This window comes from Pseudomonas sp. (assembly GCF_030683065.1).
Taxonomy (GTDB): Bacteria; Pseudomonadota; Gammaproteobacteria; order Pseudomonadales; family Pseudomonadaceae; genus Aquipseudomonas.
The window spans coordinates 1-26,558 of record NZ_JAUXMX010000035.1 but is presented as its reverse complement, the minus strand read 5'-3'; the positions used below and the strand labels follow the sequence as shown (position 1 = coordinate 26,558).

General features: G+C 62.1%; 26 protein-coding genes and 2 pseudogenes. 16 read left to right on the top strand and 12 right to left on the bottom strand.

The genetic code is table 11. The annotated features are described in order from the left end of the window. Positions 1-23: 23 nt before the first annotated feature. The 8 genes and pseudogenes from Q8K09_RS12035 to Q8K09_RS12000 form a co-directional block, all read right to left on the bottom strand. Entirely contained in the window at positions 24-296 is a 273-nt protein-coding gene (locus tag Q8K09_RS12035; RefSeq protein WP_305255216.1) for an oxidative damage protection protein, read from the bottom strand. Further along, positions 293-1,369 carry an A/G-specific adenine glycosylase gene (mutY, locus tag Q8K09_RS12030; protein ID WP_305255215.1) on the bottom strand — a complete coding sequence of 359 codons (1,077 nt, stop codon included), beginning with the start codon at positions 1,367-1,369 and terminating at the stop codon, positions 293-295. The genes Q8K09_RS12035 and mutY overlap by 4 nt, the downstream gene beginning before the upstream one ends. Then, positions 1,366-3,597: an AsmA family protein gene (locus Q8K09_RS12025; RefSeq protein WP_305255214.1), complete on the bottom strand. Its 2,232-nt coding sequence runs from the start codon at positions 3,595-3,597 to the stop codon at positions 1,366-1,368. Before Q8K09_RS12025 ends, mutY begins: the two co-directional genes overlap by 4 nt. A 108-nt stretch (positions 3,598-3,705) precedes the next feature. Then, positions 3,706-4,028: pseudogene (locus Q8K09_RS12020) on the bottom strand (FAD-dependent oxidoreductase); the annotation flags it as partial. A gap of 196 nt (positions 4,029-4,224) precedes the next feature. Beyond that, positions 4,225-5,007: an ABC transporter ATP-binding protein gene (locus Q8K09_RS12015; protein WP_305255213.1), complete on the bottom strand. Its 783-nt coding sequence runs from the start codon at positions 5,005-5,007 to the stop codon at positions 4,225-4,227. A 10-nt stretch (positions 5,008-5,017) separates the two neighbouring features. Further along, positions 5,018-5,890 (bottom strand): nitrate ABC transporter permease, encoded by an 873-nt coding sequence (gene ntrB / locus Q8K09_RS12010; protein WP_305255212.1) that lies wholly within the window; start codon positions 5,888-5,890, stop codon positions 5,018-5,020. Positions 5,891-5,921: 31 nt separating this feature from the next. Further along, positions 5,922-7,253: a CmpA/NrtA family ABC transporter substrate-binding protein gene (locus tag Q8K09_RS12005; RefSeq protein ID WP_305255210.1), complete on the bottom strand. Its 1,332-nt coding sequence runs from the start codon at positions 7,251-7,253 to the stop codon at positions 5,922-5,924. A 310-nt stretch (positions 7,254-7,563) separates the two neighbouring features. After that, the gene (locus tag Q8K09_RS12000) at positions 7,564-8,856 is read right to left on the bottom strand and encodes a nitrate regulatory protein (RefSeq protein WP_305255209.1); all 1,293 of its coding nucleotides are present in this window, start codon (positions 8,854-8,856) and stop codon (positions 7,564-7,566) included. 131 nt (positions 8,857-8,987) lie between these two features. Here Q8K09_RS12000 and hisB point away from each other — a divergent pair, with 131 nt between their 5' ends. The 11 genes and pseudogenes from hisB (at position 8,988) to ntrC (ending at position 17,538) form a co-directional block, all read left to right on the top strand. Continuing rightward, the gene (gene hisB / locus Q8K09_RS11995) at positions 8,988-9,581 is read left to right on the top strand and encodes an imidazoleglycerol-phosphate dehydratase HisB (RefSeq protein ID WP_305255208.1); all 594 of its coding nucleotides are present in this window, start codon (positions 8,988-8,990) and stop codon (positions 9,579-9,581) included. Continuing rightward, positions 9,582-10,220 carry an imidazole glycerol phosphate synthase subunit HisH gene (gene hisH, locus Q8K09_RS11990; RefSeq protein ID WP_305255207.1) on the top strand — a complete coding sequence of 213 codons (639 nt, stop codon included), beginning with the start codon at positions 9,582-9,584 and terminating at the stop codon, positions 10,218-10,220. It abuts the gene before it with no gap. After that, positions 10,221-10,481, top strand: a complete 261-nt coding sequence (locus tag Q8K09_RS11985; protein WP_305255206.1) for a DUF2164 domain-containing protein — start codon at positions 10,221-10,223, stop codon at positions 10,479-10,481. 36 nt (positions 10,482-10,517) lie between these two features. Beyond that, entirely contained in the window at positions 10,518-11,255 is a 738-nt protein-coding gene (gene hisA, locus Q8K09_RS11980) for a 1-(5-phosphoribosyl)-5-[(5-phosphoribosylamino)methylideneamino]imidazole-4-carboxamide isomerase (RefSeq protein WP_274087640.1), read from the top strand. A gap of 109 nt (positions 11,256-11,364) precedes the next feature. Beyond that, the gene (hisF, locus tag Q8K09_RS11975; protein WP_305255205.1) at positions 11,365-12,123 is read left to right on the top strand and encodes an imidazole glycerol phosphate synthase subunit HisF; all 759 of its coding nucleotides are present in this window, start codon (positions 11,365-11,367) and stop codon (positions 12,121-12,123) included. A gap of 81 nt (positions 12,124-12,204) precedes the next feature. Continuing rightward, a pseudogene (locus tag Q8K09_RS11970) lies at positions 12,205-12,582 on the top strand (amino acid ABC transporter substrate-binding protein); the annotation flags it as partial. Between the two features lie 74 nt (positions 12,583-12,656). Next, positions 12,657-13,412 carry an ABC transporter substrate-binding protein gene (locus tag Q8K09_RS11965; RefSeq protein WP_305255204.1) on the top strand — a complete coding sequence of 252 codons (756 nt, stop codon included), beginning with the start codon at positions 12,657-12,659 and terminating at the stop codon, positions 13,410-13,412. 240 nt (positions 13,413-13,652) lie between these two features. Further along, positions 13,653-14,207 (top strand): DUF4124 domain-containing protein, encoded by a 555-nt coding sequence (locus Q8K09_RS11960; RefSeq protein WP_305255203.1) that lies wholly within the window; start codon positions 13,653-13,655, stop codon positions 14,205-14,207. Between the two features lie 3 nt (positions 14,208-14,210). Further along, positions 14,211-14,825, top strand: coding sequence for a DUF4124 domain-containing protein (locus Q8K09_RS11955; protein WP_305255202.1), 615 nt, complete (start codon positions 14,211-14,213; stop codon positions 14,823-14,825). 194 nt (positions 14,826-15,019) lie between these two features. After that, complete coding sequence (gene glnL / locus Q8K09_RS11950; RefSeq protein WP_305255201.1) at positions 15,020-16,105, top strand: nitrogen regulation protein NR(II); 1,086 nt, start codon at positions 15,020-15,022, stop codon at positions 16,103-16,105. After that, positions 16,102-17,538, top strand: coding sequence for a nitrogen regulation protein NR(I) (ntrC, locus tag Q8K09_RS11945; protein WP_305255200.1), 1,437 nt, complete (start codon positions 16,102-16,104; stop codon positions 17,536-17,538). The genes glnL and ntrC overlap by 4 nt, the downstream gene beginning before the upstream one ends. Before the next feature lie 388 nt (positions 17,539-17,926). Here ntrC and Q8K09_RS11940 read toward each other — a convergent pair whose 3' ends face one another. From Q8K09_RS11940 to gpmI, 3 genes are all read right to left on the bottom strand, one after another. Further along, positions 17,927-19,228, bottom strand: a complete 1,302-nt coding sequence (locus Q8K09_RS11940; RefSeq protein ID WP_305255199.1) for a S41 family peptidase — start codon at positions 19,226-19,228, stop codon at positions 17,927-17,929. A 34-nt stretch (positions 19,229-19,262) separates the two neighbouring features. Beyond that, on the bottom strand, positions 19,263-20,522 hold the full coding sequence (locus Q8K09_RS11935) for a murein hydrolase activator EnvC (protein WP_305255198.1): 1,260 nt from the start codon (positions 20,520-20,522) through the stop codon (positions 19,263-19,265). A gap of 145 nt (positions 20,523-20,667) precedes the next feature. Next, positions 20,668-22,203, bottom strand: a complete 1,536-nt coding sequence (gpmI, locus tag Q8K09_RS11930) for a 2,3-bisphosphoglycerate-independent phosphoglycerate mutase (RefSeq protein WP_305255197.1) — start codon at positions 22,201-22,203, stop codon at positions 20,668-20,670. 138 nt (positions 22,204-22,341) lie between these two features. On the opposite strand from gpmI, the gene Q8K09_RS11925 reads away from it, so the two are divergent. The 3 genes from Q8K09_RS11925 to secB all read left to right on the top strand — a co-directional run bounded on the left by Q8K09_RS11925 (position 22,342) and on the right by secB (position 23,670). Further along, positions 22,342-22,755 (top strand): rhodanese-like domain-containing protein, encoded by a 414-nt coding sequence (locus Q8K09_RS11925; RefSeq protein WP_305255196.1) that lies wholly within the window; start codon positions 22,342-22,344, stop codon positions 22,753-22,755. 1 nt (position 22,756) lies between these two features. Continuing rightward, positions 22,757-23,011 (top strand): glutaredoxin 3, encoded by a 255-nt coding sequence (gene grxC, locus Q8K09_RS11920; protein ID WP_305255195.1) that lies wholly within the window; start codon positions 22,757-22,759, stop codon positions 23,009-23,011. A gap of 167 nt (positions 23,012-23,178) precedes the next feature. Beyond that, positions 23,179-23,670: a protein-export chaperone SecB gene (secB, locus tag Q8K09_RS11915; RefSeq protein ID WP_305255194.1), complete on the top strand. Its 492-nt coding sequence runs from the start codon at positions 23,179-23,181 to the stop codon at positions 23,668-23,670. A 119-nt stretch (positions 23,671-23,789) separates the two neighbouring features. On the opposite strand, the gene trmL is transcribed toward secB, so the two are convergent. Next, a complete protein-coding gene (gene trmL, locus Q8K09_RS11910; RefSeq protein WP_305255193.1) occupies positions 23,790-24,254 on the bottom strand; it encodes a tRNA (uridine(34)/cytosine(34)/5-carboxymethylaminomethyluridine(34)-2'-O)-methyltransferase TrmL in 465 nt (154 codons plus the stop codon). On the opposite strand from trmL, the gene Q8K09_RS11905 reads away from it, so the two are divergent. Together Q8K09_RS11905 and chrA are read left to right on the top strand one after the other, a co-directional pair. Next, positions 24,253-24,693, top strand: a complete 441-nt coding sequence (locus Q8K09_RS11905) for a hypothetical protein (protein WP_305255192.1) — start codon at positions 24,253-24,255, stop codon at positions 24,691-24,693. The two genes, trmL and Q8K09_RS11905, sit on opposite strands and share 2 nt — an antisense overlap. 454 nt (positions 24,694-25,147) lie before the next feature. Continuing rightward, positions 25,148-26,491 (top strand): chromate efflux transporter, encoded by a 1,344-nt coding sequence (chrA, locus tag Q8K09_RS11900; protein WP_305255191.1) that lies wholly within the window; start codon positions 25,148-25,150, stop codon positions 26,489-26,491. Positions 26,492-26,558 lie beyond the last annotated feature (67 nt).

Here is a 26,558-nt window from a genome sequence, read left to right as displayed (position 1 = left end):
CAGCAGGTGAGTGTGGTACGTGGTTACTCGCTGGGTGGCACGTAGCCTTCGGCCTGGGCGTAGTCTTCGCCGGAGAGGAACTTGTCCATCTCGGCCTGGAGGAATTTGCGGTCTTCGGCGTTCATCATGTTCAGGCGCCGTTCGTTGATCAGCAGGGTCTGGTGCTTCTGCCATTCATCCCAGGCCTGTTTGGAGACGTTGCTGAAAATGTCTTCGCCTTTGGCGCCCGGATAGGGAGGGCGGTCGAGGCCTGGCAGTTCTTGTTTGTGCTTGCGGCACAGTACGGTACGGGTCATGGCTGCTCTCCAGGGGTCTGTTCGGTCGCGAGTGTGTCGGCCACGCGCTTCAGTAGTTTTTTCACTGGGGCGGCAAGGCCCAGGCGCGGCGGGGTGGCGAGGTTATACCAGAGCCAGTCGGCCTCGGCCACGGCCGACGGCGCGGCTTCGACGCGGATCAGCCAGGGTTCGATGGTCAGCTGGAAATGGCTGAAGGTGTGGATCAGACCGGCCAGTTCGCGGCGTGCGCCCAGTTGCAGGGCGTGACGGCTGGCCAGCAGGTCGAGGCCGAGCAGGTCGTCCAGTTCCGGTAGGCTCCACAAGCCGCCCCAGAGGCCGCTGGAGGGGCGGCGGTAGAGCAGAACCTCACCAGCCCTGGTCAGAATCGGCATCAGGGTGCGTCTCTGCGGCAGCACCTTGCGCGGCTTGGCGATCGGGTAGCGAATCTCCAGGCCGAGCAGGTGGGCCTGGCAGCCGCTCTTGAGCGGGCAGAGCAGGCAGCTGGGTTTGCTGCGGGTACACAGGGTAGCGCCCAGATCCATCATCGCCTGGGTGTAATGGTTGACCCGCGCCTGTGGGGTAAAGCGTTCGGCCACGTCCCACAGCTGTTTGGCGACTTTCGGCTCGCCCGGATAGCCTTCCTGGGCCACATAGCGCGCCAGCACGCGCTTGACGTTGCCGTCGAGGATCGGTGCGCGCAGGCCCATGCTCAAGCTGGCGATGGCGCCGGCGGTGGAGCGGCCAATGCCGGGAAGCTCGGTCAGTTTGTCGACGTCGCGGGGGAATGTGCCGCCATGCTCGGCCATGACGAGCTGTGCGGTCTTCTGCAGGTTGCGCGCGCGGGTGTAGTAACCGAGGCCGGTCCAGAGGTGCAGTACTTCGTCTTCCGGCGCGTCAGCCAGGTCTTTTACCGTGGGCAGAGCGGTCATGAAGCGGTCGAAGTAGCCGAGTACGGTGCTGACCTGAGTCTGTTGCAGCATGATTTCCGAGACCCACACGCGGTAAGGGTTGATGCCCTGTTGCCAGGGCAGGTCCTTGCGCCCGTGCTGGTCGTACCAGTCGAGTACCGCGGTGGAGAACTGCGTGGGGCTCATTGGTTGAACAGGCCTTTGAGGGCGTCTTTCAGTTCGGGGCTGACCTTGTCGCCGAGTTTTTCTTCGAGCTTCTGGTTGATCTTGTCGCCGGCCAGTTTGGCGGCGACCTTGCCCATGCCATCCTGATCCAGGCGGCAGGCCTTGCCGCCCATTTCCAGCGGGCCACGGCAGCGTATCGGCCACTCGATACCGACATAGCGTTCGTTGACCTGGCAGGCCGGGTCGGGCATTTCGCGTTGGTCGCCGATCAGGGCGATGCCTGCACGGTAGTCGAGGCCAAGTACGCGCAGGTCCAGGTCACCATTGCCGCTGACGCGCAGGCCGGGGAGGCTGGCTTTGAGGTCCGGGTTGTGGGCTACGCCGTTGAGGAAGGTCAGATTGCCCTGCAGGGTCTCGAAGGGCGTGTCCTTGGCCCGCGGCTCGCTGCTCAGTGCCTTGCGGTTGAGTGCGGCAATGCCACGGCAGAGTTGCTGTTCAAGGTTGGCGCCGACCAGCACGCCGTCGTTGAGGGCGAAGCTGGCCGTGCCGTTGAGGCCGTCGACCCAGGCTTTCTGGCTGTTGCCACGGGTGCTCAGGTTGGCCTGCAGGTTGAGCAGGCCTTTGAGCGGCGAGGGCTGCTGTTCGCTCTTGAGGAAGGGTTCTACGCTGATCTGGCTCAGGCGGTTTTGCAGGCTGAGCAGGGGGATGGCTGGGCGTGCATCGACGGTTGCCTTGAGGTCGAAATTGCCGCTGCCGAGGTTGCCGCGCATTTCTTCCAGGCTCAGCAAGCCGGCCTGGCTCTTGGCTTTGAGGGTGAAGGCGCTGATGGCTTGCTTGTCGTAAATCAGCTGGTCGAGGCTCAGTGCCAGTTGCAGATCGAGACTGCGCAGGCGCTCGATCGGTAGCACGGCGGCGGCGCTCCAGGCGTGCTGTGTGGGCGCCTGAGGCAGCGGTGTGCTGCCGCTCTGGCCGGCACTGGCGATGCTTTGCTTGACCTCGGCCTGGCGCGCGGCGCCAGCGTCTTTGCTGTCCTGGGATTTACTCGGCAGGTAGCGGTCGAGATCCAGGCTGTCACCCTTCAGTTGTACGCGCAGGGCCTGCTTGGCGAAGTCGGCGATGCCGATCTGGCCGCTGAAGTTGCTGTCGTCGAGTTTCAGTTTCAGCTCTTGCAGGGTCAGGCTGGTGGGGCTGCCGCTGAGGCGGGTGACCAGCTCGAACTGGCCAAGGGCTTTGGCGTCGCTCATCGGCGGCAGTTTCTGGCCGATGGTGGCGAAAAATTCCCGCAGGTTGACGGGGGCGACGGACAGGCCGCCGGTCAGTTTAGGCGCGCTATCAAGGTCGCGGATTTTAACTTCGCCGAGGGCGCGCAACTGGTTGGCCGAGAGCTTCAGGCCATTTAATTCGGCAACCTGTGCGGCCAGATCGACCAGCAGTTGGCCTTGCATGGAATAGGTCAGGGTTTGTCCGTCGAAGGGTTCGCCGGATGCTTCACCGGAAAGCCTGGCGTCTTCCAGCTGATAGCGCTTGAGCACGCGGTCGAAGCGCAGCTCGCCTTGCAGTTCGCTGCGCGCCCGCACGACCGGCTGATTGGTGCCGAAGAAGGCGCTGAGTTTGATCGGGATGGCCGCCCCTTCACGGATCGCGCCGGTGGTCAGCTGGATGCTTTCGGCGCTGAATTGCTGGCCTTTCTGTGTGTCGTGATAGTCGATGCGTGCGCTGTTGACGATCAGGCTGTCGATATCCAGCTTGATCGGTTGGGCGCCTGATGGCGTGCTTGCTGGCTGCTCGTCTGCGCTGGCTGCAGGCGTTGCGTTGGCGGCTGTGCTGGTGGTTGCGGCGGGTTGTGGCGGACGGCCAACATCTTCCCAGTTGCTGCGGCCTTTTTCATCGCGCTGCAGGTTCAGGTTGAGGCCATCGACGCGGATGTCGCTCATTTGCACTTCGCGGCGCAGCAGCGGTAGCACGCGGACCGACAAGCCGAGTAGGCGCAGGTCGGCAAAAGGCTGGTCTGGGGTCGTGACACTGGCCAGAGTGGCGTCGGTCAGTTCCAGGCCAAGCCAGGGAAACAGGCTCCAGCCGATGTCACCCCTGAGGGTCAGTTCCAGGTTGGCCTTGTCGCGGGCCAGTTGTTGAATTTCGTCTTTGTAGTCGTTGGGATCGAACAGGTGGGTCAGGGCAAAGCCCAAGGCCACCAGGATCAGCAACAGCCCGAGAAAAAACAGACCCAGGATTTTGCCGAGCGCTTTCATGGACGATTCCTTGTTTCGAATGACTTGAATTGAGTTGGCGAGTATAGCGCCGCCAGTATTAATAGGCCGATGAAAGTCCAGGTTGCGCCGCGATTATGCAAGCGGCGGTTACAGGTTGCGGGCCACGCGTTCGGCAATTGCCAGGCTGGCGGTCAGCCCGGGCGATTCGATACCGAACAGGTTGATCAGGCCTGGCAAGCCGTGATCGCTGGCGGTTTGGATAAGGAAGTCGGCAGCGGGTTCCCCGAGGCCAGCGAGTTTCGGCCGGATGCCGCTGTAGCCTGGCGCCAGGCGCGTGCTGTCGAGGCGGATCGCCTTGGCAAAGGGTTCGCGCAGCTGTTCGTCGACCCGGTAATCGAGATGGTCGAGGTATTCGGTCCGAAGCGCACCTGGCCGCCAAGGTCCCGGGTGGCGTGGATGCCCAGGCCCGAGGGTGGCCAGCGCATCGAGCTTGCCGCGTTCTGTCGCGCTTACCGCCACCAGCAGCTTGCGGCGCGCCACCTGATGTTGGGCGCACCAGGCAAGCCCCTCCCACCTGCGTGAAGCAGGTCAATGCATCGGTGTATGCCGACGAGTTGTTTGTGGAGGGGCCGGGCGGCGATCCGTTTTAGCCGCGAAAGCTATCGCTTACTGCAGGCGATGGCGATCGTGGAGAAAACTCAGTACTGCGCGGCGGCAGCGGTTGTACTCGTGGTCGTCGGCCAGGGCGATGCGGTCGCGCGGGCGCGGCAAGTCGACGGTGAGGATTTCGCCGATGGTGGCCGAGGGGCCGTTGGTCATCATCACGATGCGGTCCGAGAGCAGCACCGCTTCGTCGACATCGTGGGTGATCATCATCATGGTGTTGCCCAGGTCTGCCTGGATACGCATCACCTCGTCTTGCAGGTGGGCGCGGGTCAGGGCGTCGAGGGCGCCGAAGGGCTCGTCGAGCAGCAGCACCTTGGGTTTCATCGCCAGGGCGCGGGCGATGCCGACGCGCTGTTTCATGCCGCCGGAAATCTCCTGCGGGTACTTGTCCATAGCGTGACCCATGCTCACCAGCTTGAGGTTGTGTTCGATCCACTCGCGGCGCTCGGCCTTACTCATGCTGCGCTTGAACACCTTATTGACCGCCACTGCGACGTTTTCGAAGACCGTCAGCCAGGGCAGCAGCGAGTGGTTCTGGAACACCATGCCGCGATCTGGCCCTGGCCCGTTGACTTCCTTGCCGTCGAGGATCACCACGCCGAGGCTGGGGTCGAGCAGGCCGGCGACGATGTTCAGTACCGTCGATTTGCCGCAGCCGGAGTGGCCGATGATCGAGATGAATTCGCCCTTGTCGATGCGCAGGTTGACGTTTTTCAGCACCTGGGAGGCCAGGTTGCCGCGCACGAAGCTTTTGTCCAGTTGTTCGATGGAGAGGTAGCTCATGTTCGAATCCTCAGGCGGCGGGGATGCCACGGGTGATGCGCTGGCCGACGTAGGCCACCAGGCGGTCGAGGAAGAAGCCGACCACGCCGATATAGACCAGGGCGAGAATGATGTCGCTGATGCGCGAGGCGTTCCAGGCATCCCAGATAAAGAAGCCGATGCCGACGCCGCCGATGAGCATTTCCGCGGCGATGATCGCCAGCCAGGACAAACCGACGCCGATACGCAGGCCGGTGAAAATGTAGGGTGCGGCGGCTGGCAGCATGATCAGGTGGAAGTACTCCCAGGCATTCAGTTGGATCACTTGGGCGACGTTGCGGTAGTCCTGCGGAATATTACGGATGCCCACCGAGGTGTTGATGATGATCGGCCAGATGGCGGTGATGAAGATCACGAAGATCGCCGACGGATGACTGTCCTGAAAGCCGGCCAGCGACAGCGGCAGCCAGGCCAGCGGCGGTACGGTGCGCAGCACCTGGAACAGCGGATCAAGGCCGCGCATGGCCCAGTCCGACTGGCCGATCAGTACGCCCAGGCCGACGCCGGCGAACACCGCGAGCATATAGCCCACCGCGACCCGCTTGAGGCTGGCCAGCAGTTGCCAGGCCAGGCCGACGTCATTGCCGCCATTGTCGTAGAACGGGTTGACGATCAGCTCCCAGGTCTCGCTGATCACCTGGGAAGGTGGTGGCAGGGCCGCGCCTGCGCCCGAGCAGAGCATCTCCCAGATCAGGCCGAGCACCAGCAGAATTACCAGTGGCGGCAGCAGATCCCGTAGCAGGGTTTGCTGCACGCGGGTGCTGATACGGCTAAGCCGCGAGGGGCCGGCTTGCGGCGCCGGGCTGGCCACGGCGGCGGGATCGAGTTTGACGTTGGCATTCATGGGGTAGTTCCTCGCGGGCAATCCATGGCGATCAGGCCATGGCCTTGATGGTCAGGCTGTCCAGGTAGGCTTGCGGGTTTTCGGGGTCGAACACCTTGCCGTCGAAGAAGGTCTCGACGCCGCGCGAGGTCGAGGTCGGGATCTGCTCGGCAGGCAGGTTCATGGCGGCGGCGGCGGCGCGCCAGATGTCCTCGCGGTTGACCTGGGCGATCAGCGCCTGGGTGTCGAAGTCAGTCGGCAGGTAGCCCCAGCGCTGGTTTTCGACGAGGAACCAGAGGTCGTGGCTCTTGAACGGGTAAGAGGCGAAATCGTCCCAGTAGCGCATCTGCTCGGGGTGATTCTCGACGACCTTGCCGGTGCCGTAGGCGAAGTTGCCCTTCATACGGTCGATGATGTCGGCGTAAGGTGCGCCGATCCAGCGACGCTGTGAGCAGATCTTCGCCACTTCTTCCTTGTTTTCCGGCAGTTCGCAGAACATCTGCGCTTCCATGATGGCCATGGTCAGCGCCTGGGCGGCTTTCGGGTTGGCGGCCACATAATCGCTGCGCAGGGCGAAGGATTTTTCTGGGTGGTTGTGCCACAACTCGCCAGTGGTGTTGGCCGTGTAGCCGATCTTTTGGCTGATCAGCTGGGCGTTCCACGGCTCGCACACGCAGAAGGTGTCCATGCTGCCGACCTTCATGTTGGCGACCATCTGCGCCGGAGGCACGGTGATGGTGCTGATGTCGTTGTTCGGGTCGATGCCGCCGGCCGCCAGCCAGTAGCGCATCCACAGGTCATGGGTGCCGCCGGGGAAGGTCATGGCCGCGCTGACTTTCTTGCCGGTGGCTTTCTTGGCCTCCAGCGCTGCCTTGAACGGGGTGCTGTCGACGCCGATCTGCAGGTCGCGGTATTCCTCACCCACCGAGATGCACTGGCCGGCCAGGTTGAGGCGGGCGAGGATGGAAATCGGCACTGGCTGGTTGTTCGGGGTGACGACGCCGGCGCTGATCAGGTAGGGCATGGGGGTTAGGATGTGGGCGCCGTCGATGCCGTTTCTGGCCGAGCCAAGCACCAGGTTGTCGCGGGTGGTGCCCCAGGACGATTGCTTGAGCACTTCGACGTCGGTCATGCCGTATTTGGCGAACAAGCCTTTTTCGGCCGCGACGAACAAAGGCGCAGCGTCGGTCAGGGCGATGAAGCCAAGCTTGGCCTTGGTGGTCTCTACGTCGGTTCCGGCGGCCCAGGCGCTGGAAGACAAGCCCAGCGGCATGCCGCCGAGCAGGGCCATGCCGCTGGCGGCGACAATCGACTGTTTCAGGAAGCGCCGGCGCGAGGCCATGAGTGCGCTGTTGCTGTCGTCATTGCTTGGCTTGTCAGTCATGGTCCGGTTTCCTCTGGGCAAAAAAAAACGATGTCACGCTGACCAGATGAGCTGGTGGGCGTGGACATCGTTGTCCTGTGGGATTGTGGCGCGGGGCATTGCTGCCGGGCTTGTTATGCTCTTAGCGAAAGCCATGCCAGGATGCCCTGAGCGTCCTGACTGCTGCGCTAGTTCAGTTTTTTTCATATTTAAATCAAAGGCTTGTGATGGTTTTAAGGTTGCTGCGAGGTTGCCTGTTCGGTCGGCGATGCCTGCTCGTAGTGCACGTTTGCAGTGCGGTGGCGGTGGCCTGTGCCTGAGTTCAGTGCTTTTAGCGTGTTCGAGGCGTGGCCGGGGGTGGCTCGGTATCGAGTGCCAGCAGGCGCTGGGCGACCTCGTCCATGCGCAAACCCTGATTCATTGCCGCACGCCGCAGCCGCGCATGGGCTTCGCTCTCGCTGCAGCCTTGTTGCTTGATCAGCAATTGTTTGGCGCGCTCTAGCTGTTTGCGCTCATCCAGGGCCTGGCGTGCTTCGCGCAGCTCGTCGTGCATGGCCTGCAGGCGCTGGGTCTGAGTCTGCAGCAAGGCCAGGGTCGAGCGTGCCAGGTTAGCGCTTACGCCGTCTTCAGTCGTGCTGTCGAGGTGGCTGCTGTGCACGCTGAACAGCCGAGTCTGTTCGGCGGCGGCATGCATGTCACTGAGGCCGTCGAGCAGGCGGCGGTGGCTGTGCAGGTCGCTGCGGATACGCTGGATGCTTTGCTGGCAGCGTTGCAGCAGATCCTGTTCCAGGCGTGTTTCGACGCTTTTCATCGCGTCGATGCGCGCGGTGTGCAGCTCGAACCATAGCTCGCCGAGCTGGCAGTCGACCTGGGCGTCGGGGCGAGTGCGTCGGGCAATCTCGCGCAGGCGACAGGCCTGAGTGCTGTTGGGGCTGGCGCAGAGTTGGTGCCAGAGTTCCAGGGCGGTCGGGCTGGCGAAGCGGCTAAAGGTTTCGAAACAGCGCTCCTGGCTCTCCAGTAGTTGCTCCAGGCGCTCGAGCATTTCGCTCGTGAAATAGCCGCTGGCGAATCCGGCGACGCCGAGGGCGCGTTCCTGTCCGGCCAGTTCCTTGCCCTGCATGAAGTTGAACAGCGCCACCAGGCTGCGGGTTATGTCGGGGTCGGTGGCGGTGTCGGCAGCCTCGAAGACCACGGCCAGCAGGCCACCGATCAGGCGTACCAGGGTGGCGGTGGCGTCCTGCATGCTGATGCGGTGCTCGCGGATCTTGCGCCGCAGCGCCGGCAATTCGTCGAGGTTATGCAGGGCATAAGCGATGCGGGTGAACAGGCGAGTCTTGTCGGCCGAGCCGAGTTCGTTCTGGTCGATGTGTTCGAGGTCGTTGCGGACCTGGCCCTCCAGGCTGTCGACCGCCTGGCTCAGGCTGTCCAGTTGCAGGCGCTGGTGCGGGGCGTTGCCGCTCAAGTAGAGGTTCGAGTAGCCGCGCTCTTTTTGCAGGGCGTGCACCAGCTGACTGATGCGGGTTACCAGTTCGCAGGTCTGTGACAGGTCCTCCAGGCCGAGTAGTTCGCTGCGCCGGGCGGCCAACATAAAGCGCAGGGTGGCCGGCATTTTCCGTTCGTGCATGGTTGCCATCTCCGGCCAGTAAATGCTCGCGTGCTTGCAAGATACAGTCCAGCAGGAGAGGTGCGTATCGCCAGTGCAGCTTTGCCCTTATAATGGCAGCCTTTTTCCGTGGGCAATTTCTGGAGCTGGTGATGACCGAACGTACGGCATCCGTCGAGCGCAATACCCTGGAGACCCAGATCAAGGTCTCGATCAACCTGGATGGCACCGGCAAGGCCAAGTTCGATATTGGCGTGCCGTTCCTTGAACACATGCTCGATCAGATTGCCCGTCATGGCCTGATCGACCTGGATATCCAGTGCAAAGGCGACCTGCAGATCGACGATCACCACACCGTCGAAGATGTTGGCATCACCCTCGGCCAGGCCTTTACCAAGGCCATTGGCGACAAGAAAGGCATGACTCGTTACGGTCATTCCTATGTGCCGCTGGATGAAGCCCTGTCGCGTGTGGTGATCGATTTCTCCGGTCGTCCCGGCTTGCAGATGCATGTGCCGTTCACCCGTGCGGTAGTTGGCGGCTTTGATGTGGATCTGTTCCAGGAATTCTTCCAGGGCTTCGTCAACCACGCCCTGATCAGCCTGCATATCGACAATCTGCGTGGCACCAACACCCACCACCAGATCGAGACGGTATTCAAGGCCTTCGGCCGCGCCCTGCGCATGGCCGTCGAGCTGGACCCGCGTATGGCCGGGCAGATGCCGTCGACCAAGGGTTGTTTGTAAATGCAGACAGTTGCAGTAATCGACTACGGCATGGGCAACCTGCACTCGGTAGCCAAGGCGCTGGAACATGTGGGCGCCGGCAAGGTGCTGGTGACCAGCGACGCCAAGGTGATTCGCGAGGCTGATCGGGTGGTATTTCCCGGGGTTGGCGCAATCCGCGACTGCATGGCCGAGATCAAGCGCCTGGGCTTCGATGAGCTGGTGCGTGAAGTCAGCGCCGACCGGCCGTTTCTCGGTATTTGTGTCGGCATGCAGGCCTTGCTTGAGCGCAGCGAAGAGAACGATGGGGTCGACTGCATCGGTCTGTTTCCCGGTCAGGTGCGCTTCTTCGGCAAAGGCATGGTCGAGAACGGCGAGCAGCTGAAGGTGCCGCATATGGGCTGGAACGAAGTGGCGCAGACGGTCAAGCACCCGCTGTGGCACGACATCCCGGATCTGGCGCGCTTCTACTTCGTGCACAGCTATTACGTCGAGGCGGGCAACCCCAAGCAAGTGGTCGGTCGTGGCCATTACGGTAAGGATTTCGCTGCAGCGCTGGCTGACGGTTCGCGTTTTGCAGTGCAGTTCCACCCGGAGAAGAGTCATACCCATGGCCTGCAGTTACTGCAGAACTTTGCCGCGTGGGATGGCCGCTGGTAAATGAGCCGGGCCAAGAACAAGCAACCGATCATGACCTTGAGCGCCGAGCAGGAGCGTGAAGCCTGCTTGGCACTCAAGCGCTTCATGGCCGAGCGTTTCGAGCTGGAGCTGGGTAGTTTCGAGGCCGCCGAGGTGCTGGAACTGTTTGCCCGCGAGATTGCACCGCATTACTACAACCGGGCGATTTTCGATGTGCAGACTCACCTGAAAGAACGGTTTGAGAGCATCGAAAGCGACCTCTGGGCACTCGAGAAGAGCTGACCCACCGAATTCACACGACTTGAGCAGGTTCAACCGATGCTGATTATTCCCGCTATCGATCTGAAAGACGGCGCTTGCGTGCGCCTGCGCCAGGGCCGCATGGAAGACTCCACGGTGTTTTCCGATGACCCAGTGAGCATGGCCGCCAAGTGGGTCGAGGGCGGCTGCCGTCGTCTGCACCTGGTCGACCTGAATGGTGCCTTTGAAGGCCAGCCGGTGAACGGTGAAGTGGTCACCGCCATCGCCAAGCGCTACCCGCACCTGCCGATCCAGATTGGCGGCGGTATCCGCACCCTGGAAACCATCGAGCACTACGTGCGTGCCGGCGTCAGCTACGTGATCATCGGCACCAAGGCGGTGAAAGATCCGCAGTTCGTCACCGATGCCTGCAAAGCCTTCCCCGGCAAGGTGATCGTTGGCCTGGATGCCAAAGACGGTTTCGTCGCCACCGACGGTTGGGCGGAAGTGTCTACCGTGCAGGCGACTGACCTGGCCAAGCGTTTCGAAGCCGATGGCGTGTCGGCCATCGTTTATACCGACATCGCCAAAGACGGCATGATGCAGGGCTGCAACGTCGAAGCCACCGCCGCCCTGGCCGCTGCCAGCCGCATTCCAGTGATTGCCTCCGGTGGCATCCACAACCTGAGTGATATCGAGAAGCTGCTGCTGGCGCGCTCGCCGGGCATCATCGGTGCCATCACTGGGCGTGCGATCTATGAAGGCACTTTGGATGTGGCTGAGGCTCAGGCCTTCTGCGATTCGTTCAAGGGCTGATTCGGGCGTAGGGTGGGTTAGCTGCGGCGCGGCGTAACCCACCGATGCAGTCATCCGTTGGCGCAACGATGGGTATCGCTGCGCTCAACCCATCCTACGGAATACTGTTATGGCTTTAGCTAAACGCATTATCCCCTGCCTCGACGTCGACAACGGCCGTGTGGTCAAGGGCGTGCAGTTCGAGAACATCCGCGATGCCGGCGACCCGGTGGAGATCGCCCGCCGTTACGATGAGCAGGGCGCCGACGAGATTACCTTTCTCGATATCACCGCCAGCGTCGATGGCCGCGACACCACCTTGCACACCGTTGAACGCATGGCCAGCCAGGTGTTTATCCCGCTCACCGTGGGCGGTGGCGTGCGCACCGTGCAGGACATTCGCAACCTGCTGAACGCTGGCGCGGACAAGGTCTCGATCAATACCGCGGCGGTCTTTACCCCGGAGTTCGTGGGTGAGGCGGCTGCGCGTTTCGGCTCGCAGTGCATCGTGGTCGCCATCGACGCCAAACAAGTTGCGCCGGGGCGCTGGGAAATCTTCACCCACGGCGGGCGCAAGCCGACTGGCCTGGATGCGGTGCTCTGGGCGAAGAAGATGGAAGACCTCGGCGCTGGCGAAATTCTCCTGACCAGCATGGATCAGGACGGCGTGAAGCGCGGCTATGACCTGGGCGTGACCCGTGCCATCAGCGAGCTGGTCGGTATTCCGGTGATCGCCTCCGGTGGCGTCGGCAACCTGGAACACCTGGCCGCCGGCATTCTCGAAGGCAAGGCCGATGCGGTGCTGGCTGCGAGTATCTTCCACTTCGGCGAATACACCGTCCCCGAAGCCAAGGCTTATCTGGCCAGTCGCGGCATTGTGGTGCGCTGAGAGGCACTGTCGGGCCGGGCTGGGCGCGAGTCGACAGCGCCATCAGCCGCTCTACGTTAATGTGTTTGCCGGTTTCCATCGATGTTCAAATGGGTCGGGCCGATTGGTCCGGATGACTGGGTGCTGCTGGGGCGAGGCGGCTTCGCCATCAGCCTGACCAGGCTGGAGCAGACCACGTCATACAAGGTCGGCGCCTACAAGGGCGACGCGATTGCCGAGCATCTACTGGCGAAAGGCGTGGAGCCGATCACGGTGCTGCGCGACCAGCAAAACGCCAGGAAGCTCATGGCCGGGCAGATCGATTTGTGTGCCACTGGCGATCCTGCGTTTCGACAGCGCCGAGTTGTATCTGGCCTCAACAAGGATGTGCCCGACGAGGTGGTACAGAAGCTGCAGACTGAGCTGGAGCAGATGCGCAGCGAAGGATTGGTCGATGACATCCTGAGCCGCTATCTGTAGAACAGTACACAGCAGGTTGGCCACGAGCCGGTCTGCCGCTAGCCATAATCACAACACACGCGGGCGGAAGACTTATGTTGAAAATGATCAAAAGTAGTTTGCTGTTCGGCCTGCTCTTCAGCGCCTGCGCGGCCCACGCTGAATTGCCTTACGGTTACAAGGTGGTGCTGCTGACCGAAAACTTCCCGCCGTTCAACATGTCGGTCGACGACAAGAACTTCGCTCGCGACGACGGCATCGATGGCATCAGCGCGGAGATCGTCCGTGCGATGTTCAAGCGCGCCAAGATCGACTACAGCCTGAGCCTGCGCTTTCCCTGGGATCGGTTGTACCGCCTGACCCTGGACAAGCCCAGCTACGGACTGTTCTCCACCACCTTTACGCCAGAGCGCCAGCCGTTGTTCAAGTGGGTGGGGCCGCTCGCCAAGACTGGTTGGGTGCTGCTTGCCGCGCCAGGCAATACCCTCAGTGTGGCGAGCTTGAAAGAAGCGGGGCAATACAAGGTCGGCGCCTATAAGAACGATGCGGTCAGTCAGCATCTGGAAGGCCAGGGGCTGACGCCGATCAATGCGTTGCGCGACCAGGAAAACGTCAAGAAGCTGATCAGCGGCAAGATCGACCTGTGGGCCACCACTGACCCGGTTGGCCGCTACCTGGCCAAGCAGGAGGGCGTCAGCGGCCTGACCACCGTGCTGCGCTTCAATGAGGCCGAGCTGTACCTGGCGCTGAACAAGGACACCCCGGACGAGGTGGTGCAGCGCTTGCAAAAGGCGCTGGACGAACTGCGCAGCGAAGGTTTTGTCGAGGACATGACCAATAGTTATCTGTAACGCCGGTATGCCCCGCCCAGCCCATCAGGCCGGGACTCGGTGCCATGGCCGTTATTGCTTATGGGTTACGCCGCGCTTGCCGAGCGTCGCGTAACCCAGGCAACCGCTCGCCGTTGTATGGGTACTGCGCGCGTCGCCTCCAGCTTTTGCCGTGCGCCAGTCATGATCGCTGCATCAGCATCCTTGCCAGCGCGGCGCGCCAGTGTAAGTCTTGGCAGCACACACATCGGGAGATTGGCCATGCGCCGGATACTCACCTGCCTGCTACTGCTACTGGCATTGCCGGCCAGTGCGCAAATCTACAAATACACTGACGCCAGCGGCAATACCGTATTCACCAACCAACCTCCGCAAGGCTTGGATACGCAGCCCGTTGAGCTGCCGCCAACCAACACCGTGGAGATGCAAACCCCTGGTGTATCTGCAACGCCCGAGCGCAGCGAAGCCCCTGCACAAGCCCCATATCGACTCCTGCGGTTAACCGGTCTGCCCAGCGCTGAAGCACTGCGCGCGAACAACGGCACCTTCAGCGTTGGGGTTGAGCTGGAGCCACGCCTGGCTTCCGGTCACCGTCTGCGCTTGCTGCTCGATGGCCAGCCCTTTGGGCCGCCGAGTAATGTGCCGCGCCTGCAGTTGAACAATGTCGACCGCGGCGAGCACAGCCTGGCGGTCGAAGTGTTGAGCGGTGACGTATCGATCCAGCAGAGCGCTGCGCTGCAGTTCACTGTGCAGCGGGTTAATACCAGTAGCCCAGCGCTGCGCCCACCACCACCGCCCCCCAAACCGGCTCCCTGAACCATGCGCAACCTCCTGCTTTGCCTGTTACTGATCAGCGTGCCTGCTGCTGCCCAGGTCTATACCTACATAGATGCTGAGGGTAATCGGGTATTTACCGACAAGCCCCAGCAGGCCAATGCTGAGCCTATTCAACTGACGCCCACCAATGAAATACGCAACGAACCCCGCGTGCAGGCTCCAGCAGTAGCGGCGCCGATAGCCCCGGCACTGGGCTACCAGATGCTGCGCATTCTGGTGCCGCACCCCGACGCGACCATTCGCGATAACGCAGGCAACCTGATCGTTACCGCCACCAGCGAGCCGGCGCTGCACAGCGGGCATAGCTTCCGTCTGCTGCTGGACGGCCAGGCGGTAGGCACCTCGGGGCGCAGTCCGGTTTTCCCGCTGGAAAATATCGATCGTGGCACTCACCAACTGGCTGTTGAAATTGTCGATAGCCAGGGCCGCACCGTAGAGCGCACCCCGAGTCAGCCGCTGCACATGCAGCGTATTTCCCTGGCGCAGAAACGCCAGGTCAGCCCCTGCAAAAAAGCCGATTACGGTGTGCGCCCGGAATGCCCGCTCAAGGACAAACCCGTAGAAAAGAAAGACATCCCCTTCGTCCCGTTTATCTGATGCGCTGAGTAATGCACTAGATTGGTGCGCAATGTTGCACCATAAGCTACGCTGTGCCTGTTTTAGGGCGTCCGCACCGCCTACTGCTTTGCCCAAAGCACCGCCGAACGCCACCATTGCTGATTGCGCGCGTCTTTTCAGGGCTTTGGTTTGCTTCTTGCATTTTCCTGCCTCATTGCCGGAAGCCTTTGCCTATGACTATCAATGACGCACTCCACCGCCTGTTGCTCGATAACCTGACCACCGCCACGCTCCTGCTCAACGCCGACCTGCGTCTTGAGTACATGAACCCTGCAGCAGAAATGCTCCTGGCCGTCAGCGGTCAGCGCAGTCACGGACAATTTATCAGCGAGCTGTTCACTGAGTCGGCTGATGCCCTGAGCGCATTGCGCCAGGCGGTCGAACAAGCGCATCCGTTCAACAAGCGCGAGGCGGTACTGACGGCCGTCACTGGCCAGACGCTTACCGTCGATTACGCGGTAACGCCGATTCTTAGCCGCGGCGAGACCTTGCTCCTGCTAGAGGTGCACCCGCGCGACCGGCTGCTGCGCATCACCAAGGAAGAAGCGCAGCTGTCCAAGCAGGAGACCACCAAGATGCTGGTGCGCGGCCTGGCCCACGAGATCAAGAACCCGCTTGGCGGCATTCGTGGCGCCGCCCAGTTGCTGGCGCGCGAACTGCCGAACGAAGAGCTCAAGGACTACACCAACGTCATCATCGAGGAAGCCGACCGCTTGCGAAATCTGGTCGACCGCATGCTTGGTTCGAACAAGCTGCCATCGCTGGCGATGACCAACGTGCACGAGGTGCTGGAGCGAGTCGGCAGTCTGGTTGAGGCGGAAAGTCAGGGTGGCATTATTTTGGTGCGCGATTACGACCCGAGCATCCCCGACGTACTGATCGACCGCGAGCAGATGATCCAGGCTGTGCTCAATATCGTGCGCAACGCCATGCAGGCCGTCGGTTCGCAGAACGAGATGCGCCTGGGTCGGATCACCCTGCGCACCCGTACCCTGCGCCAGTTCACCATTGGCCACATCCGCCATCGCCTGGTGGCGCGCCTGCAAATTATCGACAACGGCCCCGGCATACCTGCCGAGTTGCAGGAAACCATCTTCTATCCCATGGTCAGCGGGCGTGCCGACGGCACCGGGCTGGGCCTGGCGATAACCCAGAACATCATTAGTCAGCATCAGGGTCTGATCGAGTGCGAAAGCCATCCGGGTCACACCGTGTTCTCGATCTTCCTGCCGCTTGAACAAGGAGTAACGCCGTCATGAGTCGCAGTGAAACCGTATGGATCGTCGACGACGACCGCTCCATCCGCTGGGTGCTGGAAAAAGCCCTGCAACAGGAAGGCATGACCACCCAAAGCTTCGACAGCGCCGACGGCGTCCTTAGCCACCTCACCCGGCAGCAACCGGATGTGATCGTCTCGGACATCCGCATGCCCGGCTCCAGCGGCCTGGAACTGCTGGCGCGGATCCGCGAACTCTACCCGCGCCTGCCGGTCATAATCATGACCGCTCACTCCGACCTGGACAGCGCAGTGGCGTCCTATCAGGGCGGGGCTTTCGAGTACTTGCCCAAGCCGTTCGATGTCGATGAGGCCGTCTCCCTGGTCAAGCGTGCCTACCTGCACGCGCAGGAGCAGCAAGGCCTGCAGGTACCTGTCGAGCAGCCGCGCACACCGGAAATTATCGGCGAAGCACCCGCCATGCAGGAGGTGTTTCGCGCCATCGGCCGGCTTTCCCACTCCAATATCACAGTATTGATCAATGGCGAGTCCGGCACCGGCAAGGAGCTGGTCGCCCATGCCCTGCACCGGCACAGCCCGCGTGCCGCCTCGCCGTTTATCGCGCTGAACATGGCGGCGATCCCGAAAGACCTGATGGAGTCCGAGCTGTTCGGCCACGAGAAAGGCGCCTTTACCGGGGCTGCCAATCAGCGCCGCGGACGCTTCGAGCAAGCCGACGGCGGCACCCTGTTCCTCGACGAAATCGGCGACATGCCGGCCGACACCCAGACCCGCCTGTTGCGCGTGCTGGCCGATGGCGAGTTTTATCGGGTTGGCGGCCACACACCGGTCAAGGTGGATGTGCGGATCATCGCCGCCACCCACCAGAACCTGGAAACCCTGGTCCAGGAAGGCAAGTTCCGCGAAGACCTGTTTCACCGGCTCAATGTGATTCGTATCCACATTCCGCGCCTGTCCGACCGCCGCGAAGACATCCCGACCCTGGCTCGCCACTTCCTCGCGCGCGCCGCGCTGGAGCTGGCGGTCGAGCCTAAGTTGTTGAAAAGCGAGACTGAGGATTATCTGCAGCACCTGCCCTGGCCGGGTAACGTGCGTCAGCTGGAAAACACCTGCCGCTGGATCACCGTGATGGCGTCCGGGCGCGAGGTGCATGTCGGCGACCTGCCTCCGGAGCTGCTCAGCCAGCCGCAAGACAGCGCGCCGGTGAGCAACTGGGAACAAGCCCTGCGTCAATGGGCCGACCAGGCCCTCGCTCGCGGCCAGACTGACCTGCTCGACAGCGCCGTACCGGCTTTCGAACGGATCATGATCGAAACCGCACTCAAGCACACTGCAGGCCGCCGCCGTGACGCTGCCTTATTGCTCGGCTGGGGGCGCAACACCCTGACCCGCAAGATCAAGGAGCTAGGCATGAAGGTCGATGGCGCCGACGACGACGACAGCGACGACAACTGAGCGCCGGCTTGATACCGCCAGCGGGCCGCTGGCGTAGGATGCGCTACGGATTCGTAGGCGTGGGCCTGCAGGTACCTACACGCCGATGGACGCAATTGCCCCCAGTTTGCTGCGCGACAGCGCGGCGTCTGGATGACGGGGTATCTCCTCCGGGTGGGGCGGCCTCATCCAGCACGCACACCCATTACCAATAAAAAAGCGATGTACCCGCTATGTGTTGCCCATGTAGGAGCCAGCTTGCTGGCGATCCGGGCCAGCAATCCCATGCAACAGCATCGCCAGCAAGCTGGCTCCTACAGGGCATTGCTGCATGCAACACATAACGGGTATATAGCCAATAAAAAGCCCGGGCATCGCGTCCGGGCTTTTTCGTGTTTGCGTCAGCGGCTCAATCGCCGCGGGTGATGTTCAGGCCTTTGAGTAGATTAAGCGCCTGGCTCAGCTGGTAGTCGTCATCCTGTGGACGTACCGGCTGGCCGGTTTTGCTCTTGCTGGGTTTGTCCGCGCCGCCGTTACCGTTACCCAGGTGACCCTGCAGATCGGCTTCCTTGATGTTGGCGTCATCCTGCTCGCGGGTCAGCTTGGCGCGCGCCACTTCGATGTCCGGCACTATGCCCTGGGCCTGGATCGAGCGGCCATTGGGGGTGTAGTACAGCGCAGTGGTCAGTTTCAGGGCGCGGTCGTTGTTCAGCGGCAGCACGGTTTGCACCGAGCCTTTGCCGAAGCTGTCGGTGCCCATCAATACGCCGCGTTTATGATCCTGCAAGGCGCCGGCGACGATTTCCGAGGCCGAAGCGCTGCCGCCATTGATCAGTACCACCAGCGGCACGCCTTCGCTGGCATCCGCCGGGTCGGCGGAGAAGCGCAATTCGGAGTTGGCGATGCGCCCTTCGGTGTAGACGATCAGGCCTTTCTTGAGGAAGTGGTCAGAGACCTCGACTGCGGCTTGAAGTACGCCGCCGGGGTTGTTGCGCAGGTCGAGCACCAGGCCGCGCAGTTTCTTGCCGTTGTCCTTGCGCAGCTTGTTCAGTGCCTTGCCGACTTCTTCACCGGTGTTGACCTGGAACTGGGTAATGCGCAGGTAGCCATAACCATCGTCGAGCAATTGGCTGCGCACGCTCCTGACTTTGATCACCGCGCGCGTCAACTCCACATCAAAGGGCTTGCCGCCCTCGCGCACCAGGGTCAAGAGGATCTTGCTACCTGCGGCGCCGCGCATCTTGTCCACGGCCTCCAGCATCGACAGGCCTTTGGTTGGTTGACCGTCGATCTTGACGATCAGGTCGCCCGGCTGAATCCCGGCTTTCGAGGCGGGGGTGTCGTCGATCGGCGAAACGACCTTGACGAAGCCATCTTCCATGCCGACCTCGATGCCCAGGCCACCGAACTCGCCGCTGGTGCTTTCCTGCAGCTCTCGGAAAGTTTGCGGGTCGAGGTAGGCAGAGTGCGGGTCGAGGTTGCTGAGCATGCCCTTGATCGCATTTTCCAGCAGGGTCTTGTCGCTGACGGGTTCGACGTAGGCCGCCTTGATACGGTCCATTACCTCGGCAAAGGTGCGCAGTTCGTCGAGCGGTAGCGGGGCATTTCCGGTGGCTGCCGCTGGCGACGGTTCTGCCGCGTGCAGCAGGTGAGGGCTGCCGAGCAGTGCGATAGCCAGGGCCAGAGAGGTGAGGCGAGACAAATGCGGCATATCGAACTAACTCCTAAAGAGGTGAGCGCAGTGCTTATCCTTGCGTGCGGCACCATTGTGCAGGGTCGCTTGGACGACCCTGCTGGCGAATCGCGAAATACAGCGCGGGCGTATCTTGCCCGCCGCTGGTGCCGACTGTGGCGATAGGCTCGCCAGCATTGACCACATCGCCGGCGTCTTTGAGCAGGCTTTGGTTGTGTCCATACAGGCTCAGGTAGCCATTGCCGTGGTCGAGAATGACCAGAAGCCCGGCACCACGCAACCAGTCGGCGAATACCACTCGCCCGCCATGTACGGCCCGAACCTGGCTACCGGCGCTGGCGCCGATCAGTACACCATCCCACTTAGTCCGAGCGTCAGCGCCGCGTTGGGTTCCGTAACGGGCAACCAAACGACCATCGACCGGCCATGGCAGCTTGCCGCGCGCCTGGGCGAAAGGTCCGCCATACGTAGTACCGGAGCTGACCTGCGGGCCATTTTCCAGGTTTGTGCTGGCGGCAGGTGTGCTGCGCTGTTGCTGTTGCTGCTCGCGCGCCGCGATCAAGGCCTGTTGGCGTGCAGCCTCTGCTTCCTGCGCCTGGCGGGCGAGGGTGGCTTCGATGGTTTTCAATACGCGGGCCAGCTGCGCCTGCTCTTGCTGGCGGGCCTTGAACTTCTTGTCGCGGGCGGAATATTCCTGGTTCAGTTTTGCCAGGGCCTGCTGGCGTTCCTTGCGCGCCTGGGCGAGTTGTTCAACGCGAGTATCCAGAGCGTCTTTGTTTTCCAGCAGTTGGTTCTGCTGGGTAACGATGTCTTGTTCGACGTTGGCCAGCTGGCGCAAGGTTTCGTTGAATGTAGCCAACTGCTCCATGCGCGCATCGCTGAGGTAGTCGTAATAGGTCAGGGTGCGTGAAACTTTTTCCGGGTTTTGTTGGTTTAGCAGCAGTTTCAGATATTCCTGGCGACCGCTCTGGTAGGCGGCGCGGGCCTGAATACCGATCAGGCGTTGCTGCTCAAGACGCGCGTCATGGAGTTTTTTTTTCTCCTGATTCAGGCGCTGGATGTCCTTTTCGCTGTCCTTCAGGTTTTTTTGCAGGTCCTTGACTTGCTTTTCCAGCTCGCCCATTTCGGTTTCGGTTTTCTGCAGCTCTTTCTGCACGCCGGATTTGTCCTGCTGCAACTTATCCAGCAGCTTTTTCAGCTCAGCCACATCGCTGCGGGCAGCTTCCAGCTGTTTCTGGGCGTCGGCTTTCTCGTCGGCAAACGCCGGACTCAGCAGGCAAGCGAGGAAAATCAGGGCAAGAAGGCGAAACATGATACTGACGACACCTGGGCGGGAGACGGGCCTAGTATGCCTAAAAAACCAGCAGCAAGCTGCAACATGCGTTGGCCTGCGCCGCCAGCAGTCCCGGGGTTGCCGGGTTGTTGGGCTTCGCGGCGCTCAGCCCAACTTCGGCCGGCTACTTCAGCTGAATGATGCTGGTGCCGGTCATCTCCGCCGGGATCGGCAGGCCCATCAGGGTCAGCATGGTCGGCGCCACATCGGCCAGGACACCGCCTTCGCGCATGCTCAGCTGGCGCTTGCCAACGTAGATGAAGGGCACCGGCTCGCAGGTGTGGGCGGTGTGCGCCTGACCGGTGCAGGCATCCTCCATTTGCTCGACGTTGCCGTGGTCGGCAGTGAGCAGGGCTTCGCCGCCGACCTTGTCCAGCGCCGCGACGATGCGCCCGACGCAGCTGTCCAGGCACTCCACGGCCTTGACTGCAGCGTCGAACACCCCGGTATGACCCACCATGTCGCCGTTGGCGTAGTTGACGACGATCACGTCATAACGCTGTTGCTCGATCGCCTCGACGATCCGGTCGGTGACTTGCGGCGCATTCATCTCAGGCTGCAGGTCGTAGGTGGCGACATTCGGCGACGGGATCAGGATGCGCTCCTCGCCCTCGAAGGGTTCTTCGCGGCCGCCGGAAAAGAAGAAAGTGACGTGGGCGTACTTCTCGGTCTCGGCGATGCGCAGTTGGGTCTTGCCATTCTTGGCCAGGTATTCGCCGAGCACATTGCTCAGGCTGGCCGGCGCGAAGGCGCTGGGCGCCGGAATGCTTGCGGCGTACTGGGTGAGCATGACGAAGCTGGCCAGTTGCGGCAGGCGCGCGCGCGGGAACTCCTGGAAATCGGCTTCGACGAAGGCGCGGGTCAGTTCGCGGGCGCGGTCGGCGCGGAAGTTCATGAACACCACGGCGTCGCCATCCTCGACCTTGACCGGCTCGCCGAGGGTGGTGGCCTTGACGAACTCGTCGTTCTCGCCGCGGGCGTAGGCGGCCTGCAGGCCTTCGAGCGCGTTGCTGGCGTTGAACTGGCCCTGGCCCTCAACGATCAGGTTGTAGGCCTGCTCGACGCGGTCCCAGCGGTTGTCGCGGTCCATGGCGAAGTAGCGGCCGACCAGGCTGGCGATGCGTCCCTTGCCGAGCCGGGCGAAGGTTGCGTCGAGCAGCTCGATGGAGGCTTGGGCGCTTTTCGGCGGGGTGTCGCGACCGTCGAGGAAGGCGTGCAGGTAAATTTTCTCGGCACCGCGCTGGGCGGCCAGTTCGGCCATGGCGACCAGGTGATCCTGATGGCTGTGCACACCACCGTCGGACAGCAGGCCGAGGATATGCACGGCCTTGCCGGCGCTCACCGCCTGATCTACCGCGCGAGTAATCGTCGGGTTGTCGAAGAATTCGCCATCGCGGATGGCTTTGGTCACCCGGGTGAAGTCCTGGTACACCACGCGGCCGGCACCGAGGTTCATGTGGCCGACCTCGGAATTACCCATCTGGCCGTCCGGCAGGCCGACATCCATGCCTGAGCCTGAGATCAAACTGTGCGGCTGAGTGGCGCGCAAGTGGTCGTAGACCGGCGTGTTGGCGGCATGGATGGCGTTGTATTCGGTGCTGTCACTGTGACCGAAGCCATCGAGAATGATCAGGACCAACGGTTTGGGCGTGGTGCTCATTAATCTGGCTCGCTGTGCATAGGGGCAAAAGGTCGGGCATTTTAAAGCCTGGTGTTAGATCCGTCACCGCCGGGCGGGGTGTGGCCGATCTGTAGGGCTGTGTATACTGCCGGGATTTTACCGTCCCGGAACCACCTCATGCTTGCCAATCTGATTGAATTTGCCTCTACCCACTTTGTATTGAGCGGATTGTTCGTTGTTCTGCTGGCGCTGCTGATCTTCACGGAGCTGCGCAAAGGCGGGCAAAGCCTGAGCAGCCGCGAGCTGACCGCCCTGATTAACCGCGAGCAAGGCTTGGTCCTCGATGTGCGCGGGCAGAAGGACTTTTCTGCCGGCCATATCGTCGGCGCTCTGCATATCCCTTATGAAAAAATCACCAGCCGCATCGGCGAACTGGAAAAGCACAAAGGCAAGACCCTGATCGTGGTCGATGCCATGGGTCAGCATGCCGGCACGGTCAGTCGCGACCTGAAAAAAGCCGGCTTCAATGCAGCCAAGCTATCTGGCGGGATTGCCAGCTGGCGCGGTGACAACCTGCCATTGGTGAAGTGATATGCCTGCAGTCGTGATTTACTCCAGTGATTGGTGCCCCTACTGCATGCGCGCCAAGCAGCTATTGGTCCAGAAGGGTGTGAGCTTCGACGAAATCAAGGTTGACGGTAAACCCGAGGTGCGCGCGGAGATGACCCGCAAAGCGCGGCAGACCTCGGTGCCGCAGATCTGGATCGGCAGCAGCCACGTTGGTGGTTGCGACGACCTGTATGCCCTGGAGCGCGCGGGTAAGCTGGATGCGCTGCTCGAGGCATAGCAGGCCGCTGAATATGGCATTGGATTTAGCCTCAAAATGCTCATGTGCAGTTCATACACTGCGTGTTCCAGGCTAACTTCGCCTTGCCTGGTCGTCGCTTGCTACATTTTTCAGCAGCCTGCTAGTACCCTCCTCATCTTCAGTACCTACGACAAGAAGGCTTTGCCATGACAGAACAAGCTAACAACGACGTCGCCGCTCAGGACGAACAGGCTCCGCAGTTTTCCCTGCAGCGTATTTATGTCCGCGACCTGTCTTTTGAGGCGCCGAAGAGCCCGGAAATCTTCCGGAAGGAATGGACGCCGAGCGTTGCCCTGGACTTGAATACCCGGCAAAAGCCGCTGGAAGGTGACTTCCACGAAGTGGTACTGACCCTGTCGGTCACCGTGAAGAATGGCGAAGAGACCGCCTTCATCGCCGAAGTCCAGCAAGCCGGGATCTTTATGGTCAAGGGGCTGGATGCCGCATCCATGAGCCACACCCTGGGTGCGTTCTGCCCGAATATCCTGTTCCCGTATGCCCGCGAAACCCTGGACAGCCTGGTCGTGCGTGGTTCTTTCCCCGCCCTGATGCTGGCGCCGGTGAATTTCGACGCACTCTATGCGCAAGAACTGCAGCGCATTCAGCAGCAGGCTGCCGAGGCTGCTCCGACCCACTAAGTTTTAGCCCGGGTTGAAAAAAGCGCCTTGCGGGGCGCTTTTTTGTGCGTGGCAGGTTGCGTTGTGAGCAGCGCGGCTGGTGCGCATGGCGCACCCTACTCGGCGAGCACTGCAATTTTTTATGGTGCTGTGGCGAAGTCCTGCTGGCGCCAGGCCTCATAGACGGCCACGGCTACGGTATTGGATAGATTGAGGCTGCGACAGCCTTCACGCATAGGCAAGCGCAGGCGCTGCTCGACAGGCAGGCTGTCGCGGATGTCCTGAGGCAGGCCACGACTCTCCGGGCCGAATAAAAAGGCGTCGCCGGGCTGGTAGCGCACCTGATGATAGGGCTGGGAACCTTTGGTGGTGAAGGCGAATACGCGGGGCTGGCCGAGGCTCTCCAGGCAGCTGGGGAGGTCCGCATGACGCTGCAGGGTTGCATACTCGTGGTAGTCGAGTCCGGCGCGGCGCAGGCGCTTGTCATCCAGCTCGAAGCCCAGTGGCTCGATCAGGTGCAGGTGGCAGCCGCTGTTGGCGCAGAGCCTGATAATGTTGCCGGTATTGGGTGGGATTTCTGGTTGAAAAAGGATCACGTGGAACATGCTCGGCTCCAAGCCTGAATACGCTCAACAGTCTACTCCTGATCCGGGTCCACGGCCGCGTCCTTGGGTGCGGGTGGTCAGCTCCCTGGCACTATTCGGCTTTTTGATAGGGTTGATGGTCGGCCGTTTGTTGCAGCCCGATCAGCTGCGTCTGGCGAGTGTGGAGGAGGTGGAGCAGGGTCTGCAGTTGTGGTTTAACGTCGAGCCGACGGTGCGTATCGATCACATCCAGGGAGTGTTTTTTCTGCGGGTCGAAAGCATGGGCCGCGAGCAGGAGGGGCAGATGCGTCTGCAGGGTAAGGCTATTAATTGGCGGATTCAGCGCGAGAGGCGGGTGTTGCTGCTGCGAGTAGTGGCGGCCCGTCCGCTGCGTGGCGAGGTGCTCACTGAGGAGCTGGACGGGCGCTGGCGGCTGACGGTCAACCTGGCGTACGAATAAAAGAGGGGAATCCCCGGCCTGCCTGTACCAAGGTCCCCGAAACTGGGATTGCTTAAGCATATGCAGACTGTGTGCCAGTTTTATTACGATGAGCCATGCCCTCTGTTTATAAGGGCTGCGGCCCTGCTGCTGGGCCGTGCTGGGGGCGTGAGGCGCCGCCCGCATGGACAAAAATGTTCCTTGGCTGTGCGCGTGTGAGGGGCGTGGCGCCGAATGGGTGCACAAGCAGGCTGTCAAACAACCTCCTGCCTGCGGCGCTTGCGCCACATGCTGCCGCCCAGTTGCAGCGATAACCCGCCAAGCGCTTGAGCGCGCGGCACTGGCCGCGGTGAATGGCGCCCTATGGCGCGGCACATACAGCGGGTTCTTCGTTTGGCGCGTGGCTGCCATTTCTCTTTAATGGCCGCGGGCTATAGTGCGCCGGCCTGTTTCAACCTGAATGGACCGATGATCAATGTACATACCGCCTTCCGAGCACGCTGCTCCGTCACCCGTCAGCCTGGCTGAGGCGTTCTGGTTCTGGCTCAAACTTGGCCTGATCAGCTTTGGCGGTCCGGCCGGGCAGATTTCGATCATGCATCAGGAATTGGTGGAGAAGCGCCGCTGGTTGTCAGAGCGGCGTTTCCTGCACGCGCTGAACTACTGCATGCTGCTGCCCGGCCCCGAGGCGCAGCAGCTGGCCACCTATATCGGCTGGTTAATGCACCGCACCTGGGGTGGAGTGATCGCCGGGGTACTGTTCGTGCTGCCGTCGCTATTTATCCTGATCGGCCTGTCCTGGGTGTATATCGCCTTCGGCGACGTGCCGCTGGTGGCAGGGATCTTCTACGGGATCAAGCCGGCGGTCACCGCCATTGTCATGCAGGCCGCCTGGCGCATCGGCTCGCGTGCGCTGAAGAACAACTGGCTGTGGGGCATCGCCGCGGCGTCCTTCGTCGCCATTTTTGCCCTCAATGTGCCGTTCCCGTTGATCGTGCTGGGCGCGGCGTTGCTGGGTTATATCGGCGGCCGGTTGCTGCCGGCGCAGTTCAGCATCGGCGGTGCTCATGCGACGACGGACACGACATTCGGTCCGGCGCTGATCGACGACGACACCCCGACACCATCCCATGCGCGCTTTCGCGCCTCGCGCCTGGCCCTGATCGTGGCGGCCGGTGCACTGCTCTGGCTGGTGCCGATGGGCCTGTTGACCTGGCTGTATGGCTGGGAGGGCACCCTGACCCAGATGGCCTGGTTCTTCACCAAGGCCGCGCTGCTGACCTTCGGTGGCGCCTATGCGGTGCTGCCGTATGTCTACCAGGGCGCCATCAGCCATTACGCCTGGCTGACCCCAGCGCAGATGATCGACGGCCTGGCGCTGGGCGAAACTACGCCGGGCCCGCTGATCATGGTGGTGGCCTTCGTCGCGTTTGTGGGTGCCTATGTGCAGCAGGTATTTGGCCCCGAGCAGGTGTTTATCGCCGGCGCCCTGGCGGCGACGCTGGTGACCTGGTTCACCTTCCTGCCGTCCTTTTTGTTCATCCTCGCCGGCGGGCCGCTGGTGGAGTCGACCCACGGCGAGCTGAGGTTCACCGCGCCCCTGACCGGCATTACCGCCGCGGTGGTCGGGGTGATCCTCAACCTGGCGCTGTTCTTCGCTTACCACGTGCTCTGGCCGCAAGGCTTTGCCGGCACTTTCGACTGGCCCTCGGCGCTGATCGCGTTGGCGGCGGCGCTGGCGTTGTTGCGCTACAAGCGCGGAGTGATCGAGGTGATCGGCGCCTGTGCGCTGGCGGGCCTGTTGGTGCATCTGGTCTGACTGGTTAGGGGCTGCAGGACGCCGGCTCGTAGGGTGACGCGGGGGCGCCTAGGCCGTGCGCACCACC

What these genes read in the sequence shown, in the direction of transcription:
- Q8K09_RS12025 (WP_305255214.1), bottom strand. Translation starts at nt 3,597, where the DNA reads ATGAAAGCGCTCGGCAAAATCCTGGGTCTGTTTTTTCTCGGGCTGTTG.
- Q8K09_RS11960 (WP_305255203.1), top strand. Translation starts at nt 13,653, where the DNA reads ATGCGCCGGATACTCACCTGCCTGCTACTGCTACTGGCATTGCCGGCC.
- glnL (WP_305255201.1), top strand. Translation starts at nt 15,020, where the DNA reads ATGACTATCAATGACGCACTCCACCGCCTGTTGCTCGATAACCTGACC.
- secB (WP_305255194.1), top strand. Translation starts at nt 23,179, where the DNA reads ATGACAGAACAAGCTAACAACGACGTCGCCGCTCAGGACGAACAGGCT.
- hisA (WP_274087640.1), top strand. Translation starts at nt 10,518, where the DNA reads ATGCTGATTATTCCCGCTATCGATCTGAAAGACGGCGCTTGCGTGCGC.
- Q8K09_RS11985 (WP_305255206.1), top strand. Translation starts at nt 10,221, where the DNA reads ATGAGCCGGGCCAAGAACAAGCAACCGATCATGACCTTGAGCGCCGAG.
- ntrB (WP_305255212.1), bottom strand. Translation starts at nt 5,890, where the DNA reads ATGAATGCCAACGTCAAACTCGATCCCGCCGCCGTGGCCAGCCCGGCG.
- trmL (WP_305255193.1), bottom strand. Translation starts at nt 24,254, where the DNA reads ATGTTCCACGTGATCCTTTTTCAACCAGAAATCCCACCCAATACCGGC.
- Q8K09_RS11955 (WP_305255202.1), top strand. Translation starts at nt 14,211, where the DNA reads ATGCGCAACCTCCTGCTTTGCCTGTTACTGATCAGCGTGCCTGCTGCT.
- chrA (WP_305255191.1), top strand. Translation starts at nt 25,148, where the DNA reads ATGTACATACCGCCTTCCGAGCACGCTGCTCCGTCACCCGTCAGCCTG.
- Q8K09_RS11935 (WP_305255198.1), bottom strand. Translation starts at nt 20,522, where the DNA reads ATGTTTCGCCTTCTTGCCCTGATTTTCCTCGCTTGCCTGCTGAGTCCG.
- Q8K09_RS12005 (WP_305255210.1), bottom strand. Translation starts at nt 7,253, where the DNA reads ATGACTGACAAGCCAAGCAATGACGACAGCAACAGCGCACTCATGGCC.
- Q8K09_RS12035 (WP_305255216.1), bottom strand. Translation starts at nt 296, where the DNA reads ATGACCCGTACCGTACTGTGCCGCAAGCACAAACAAGAACTGCCAGGC.
- mutY (WP_305255215.1), bottom strand. Translation starts at nt 1,369, where the DNA reads ATGAGCCCCACGCAGTTCTCCACCGCGGTACTCGACTGGTACGACCAG.
- Q8K09_RS11905 (WP_305255192.1), top strand. Translation starts at nt 24,253, where the DNA reads ATGCTCGGCTCCAAGCCTGAATACGCTCAACAGTCTACTCCTGATCCG.
- hisB (WP_305255208.1), top strand. Translation starts at nt 8,988, where the DNA reads ATGACCGAACGTACGGCATCCGTCGAGCGCAATACCCTGGAGACCCAG.
- Q8K09_RS11965 (WP_305255204.1), top strand. Translation starts at nt 12,657, where the DNA reads ATGTTGAAAATGATCAAAAGTAGTTTGCTGTTCGGCCTGCTCTTCAGC.
- hisF (WP_305255205.1), top strand. Translation starts at nt 11,365, where the DNA reads ATGGCTTTAGCTAAACGCATTATCCCCTGCCTCGACGTCGACAACGGC.
- gpmI (WP_305255197.1), bottom strand. Translation starts at nt 22,203, where the DNA reads ATGAGCACCACGCCCAAACCGTTGGTCCTGATCATTCTCGATGGCTTC.
- hisH (WP_305255207.1), top strand. Translation starts at nt 9,582, where the DNA reads ATGCAGACAGTTGCAGTAATCGACTACGGCATGGGCAACCTGCACTCG.
- grxC (WP_305255195.1), top strand. Translation starts at nt 22,757, where the DNA reads ATGCCTGCAGTCGTGATTTACTCCAGTGATTGGTGCCCCTACTGCATG.
- Q8K09_RS11940 (WP_305255199.1), bottom strand. Translation starts at nt 19,228, where the DNA reads ATGCCGCATTTGTCTCGCCTCACCTCTCTGGCCCTGGCTATCGCACTG.
- ntrC (WP_305255200.1), top strand. Translation starts at nt 16,102, where the DNA reads ATGAGTCGCAGTGAAACCGTATGGATCGTCGACGACGACCGCTCCATC.
- Q8K09_RS12000 (WP_305255209.1), bottom strand. Translation starts at nt 8,856, where the DNA reads ATGCACGAACGGAAAATGCCGGCCACCCTGCGCTTTATGTTGGCCGCC.
- Q8K09_RS11925 (WP_305255196.1), top strand. Translation starts at nt 22,342, where the DNA reads ATGCTTGCCAATCTGATTGAATTTGCCTCTACCCACTTTGTATTGAGC.
- Q8K09_RS12015 (WP_305255213.1), bottom strand. Translation starts at nt 5,007, where the DNA reads ATGAGCTACCTCTCCATCGAACAACTGGACAAAAGCTTCGTGCGCGGC.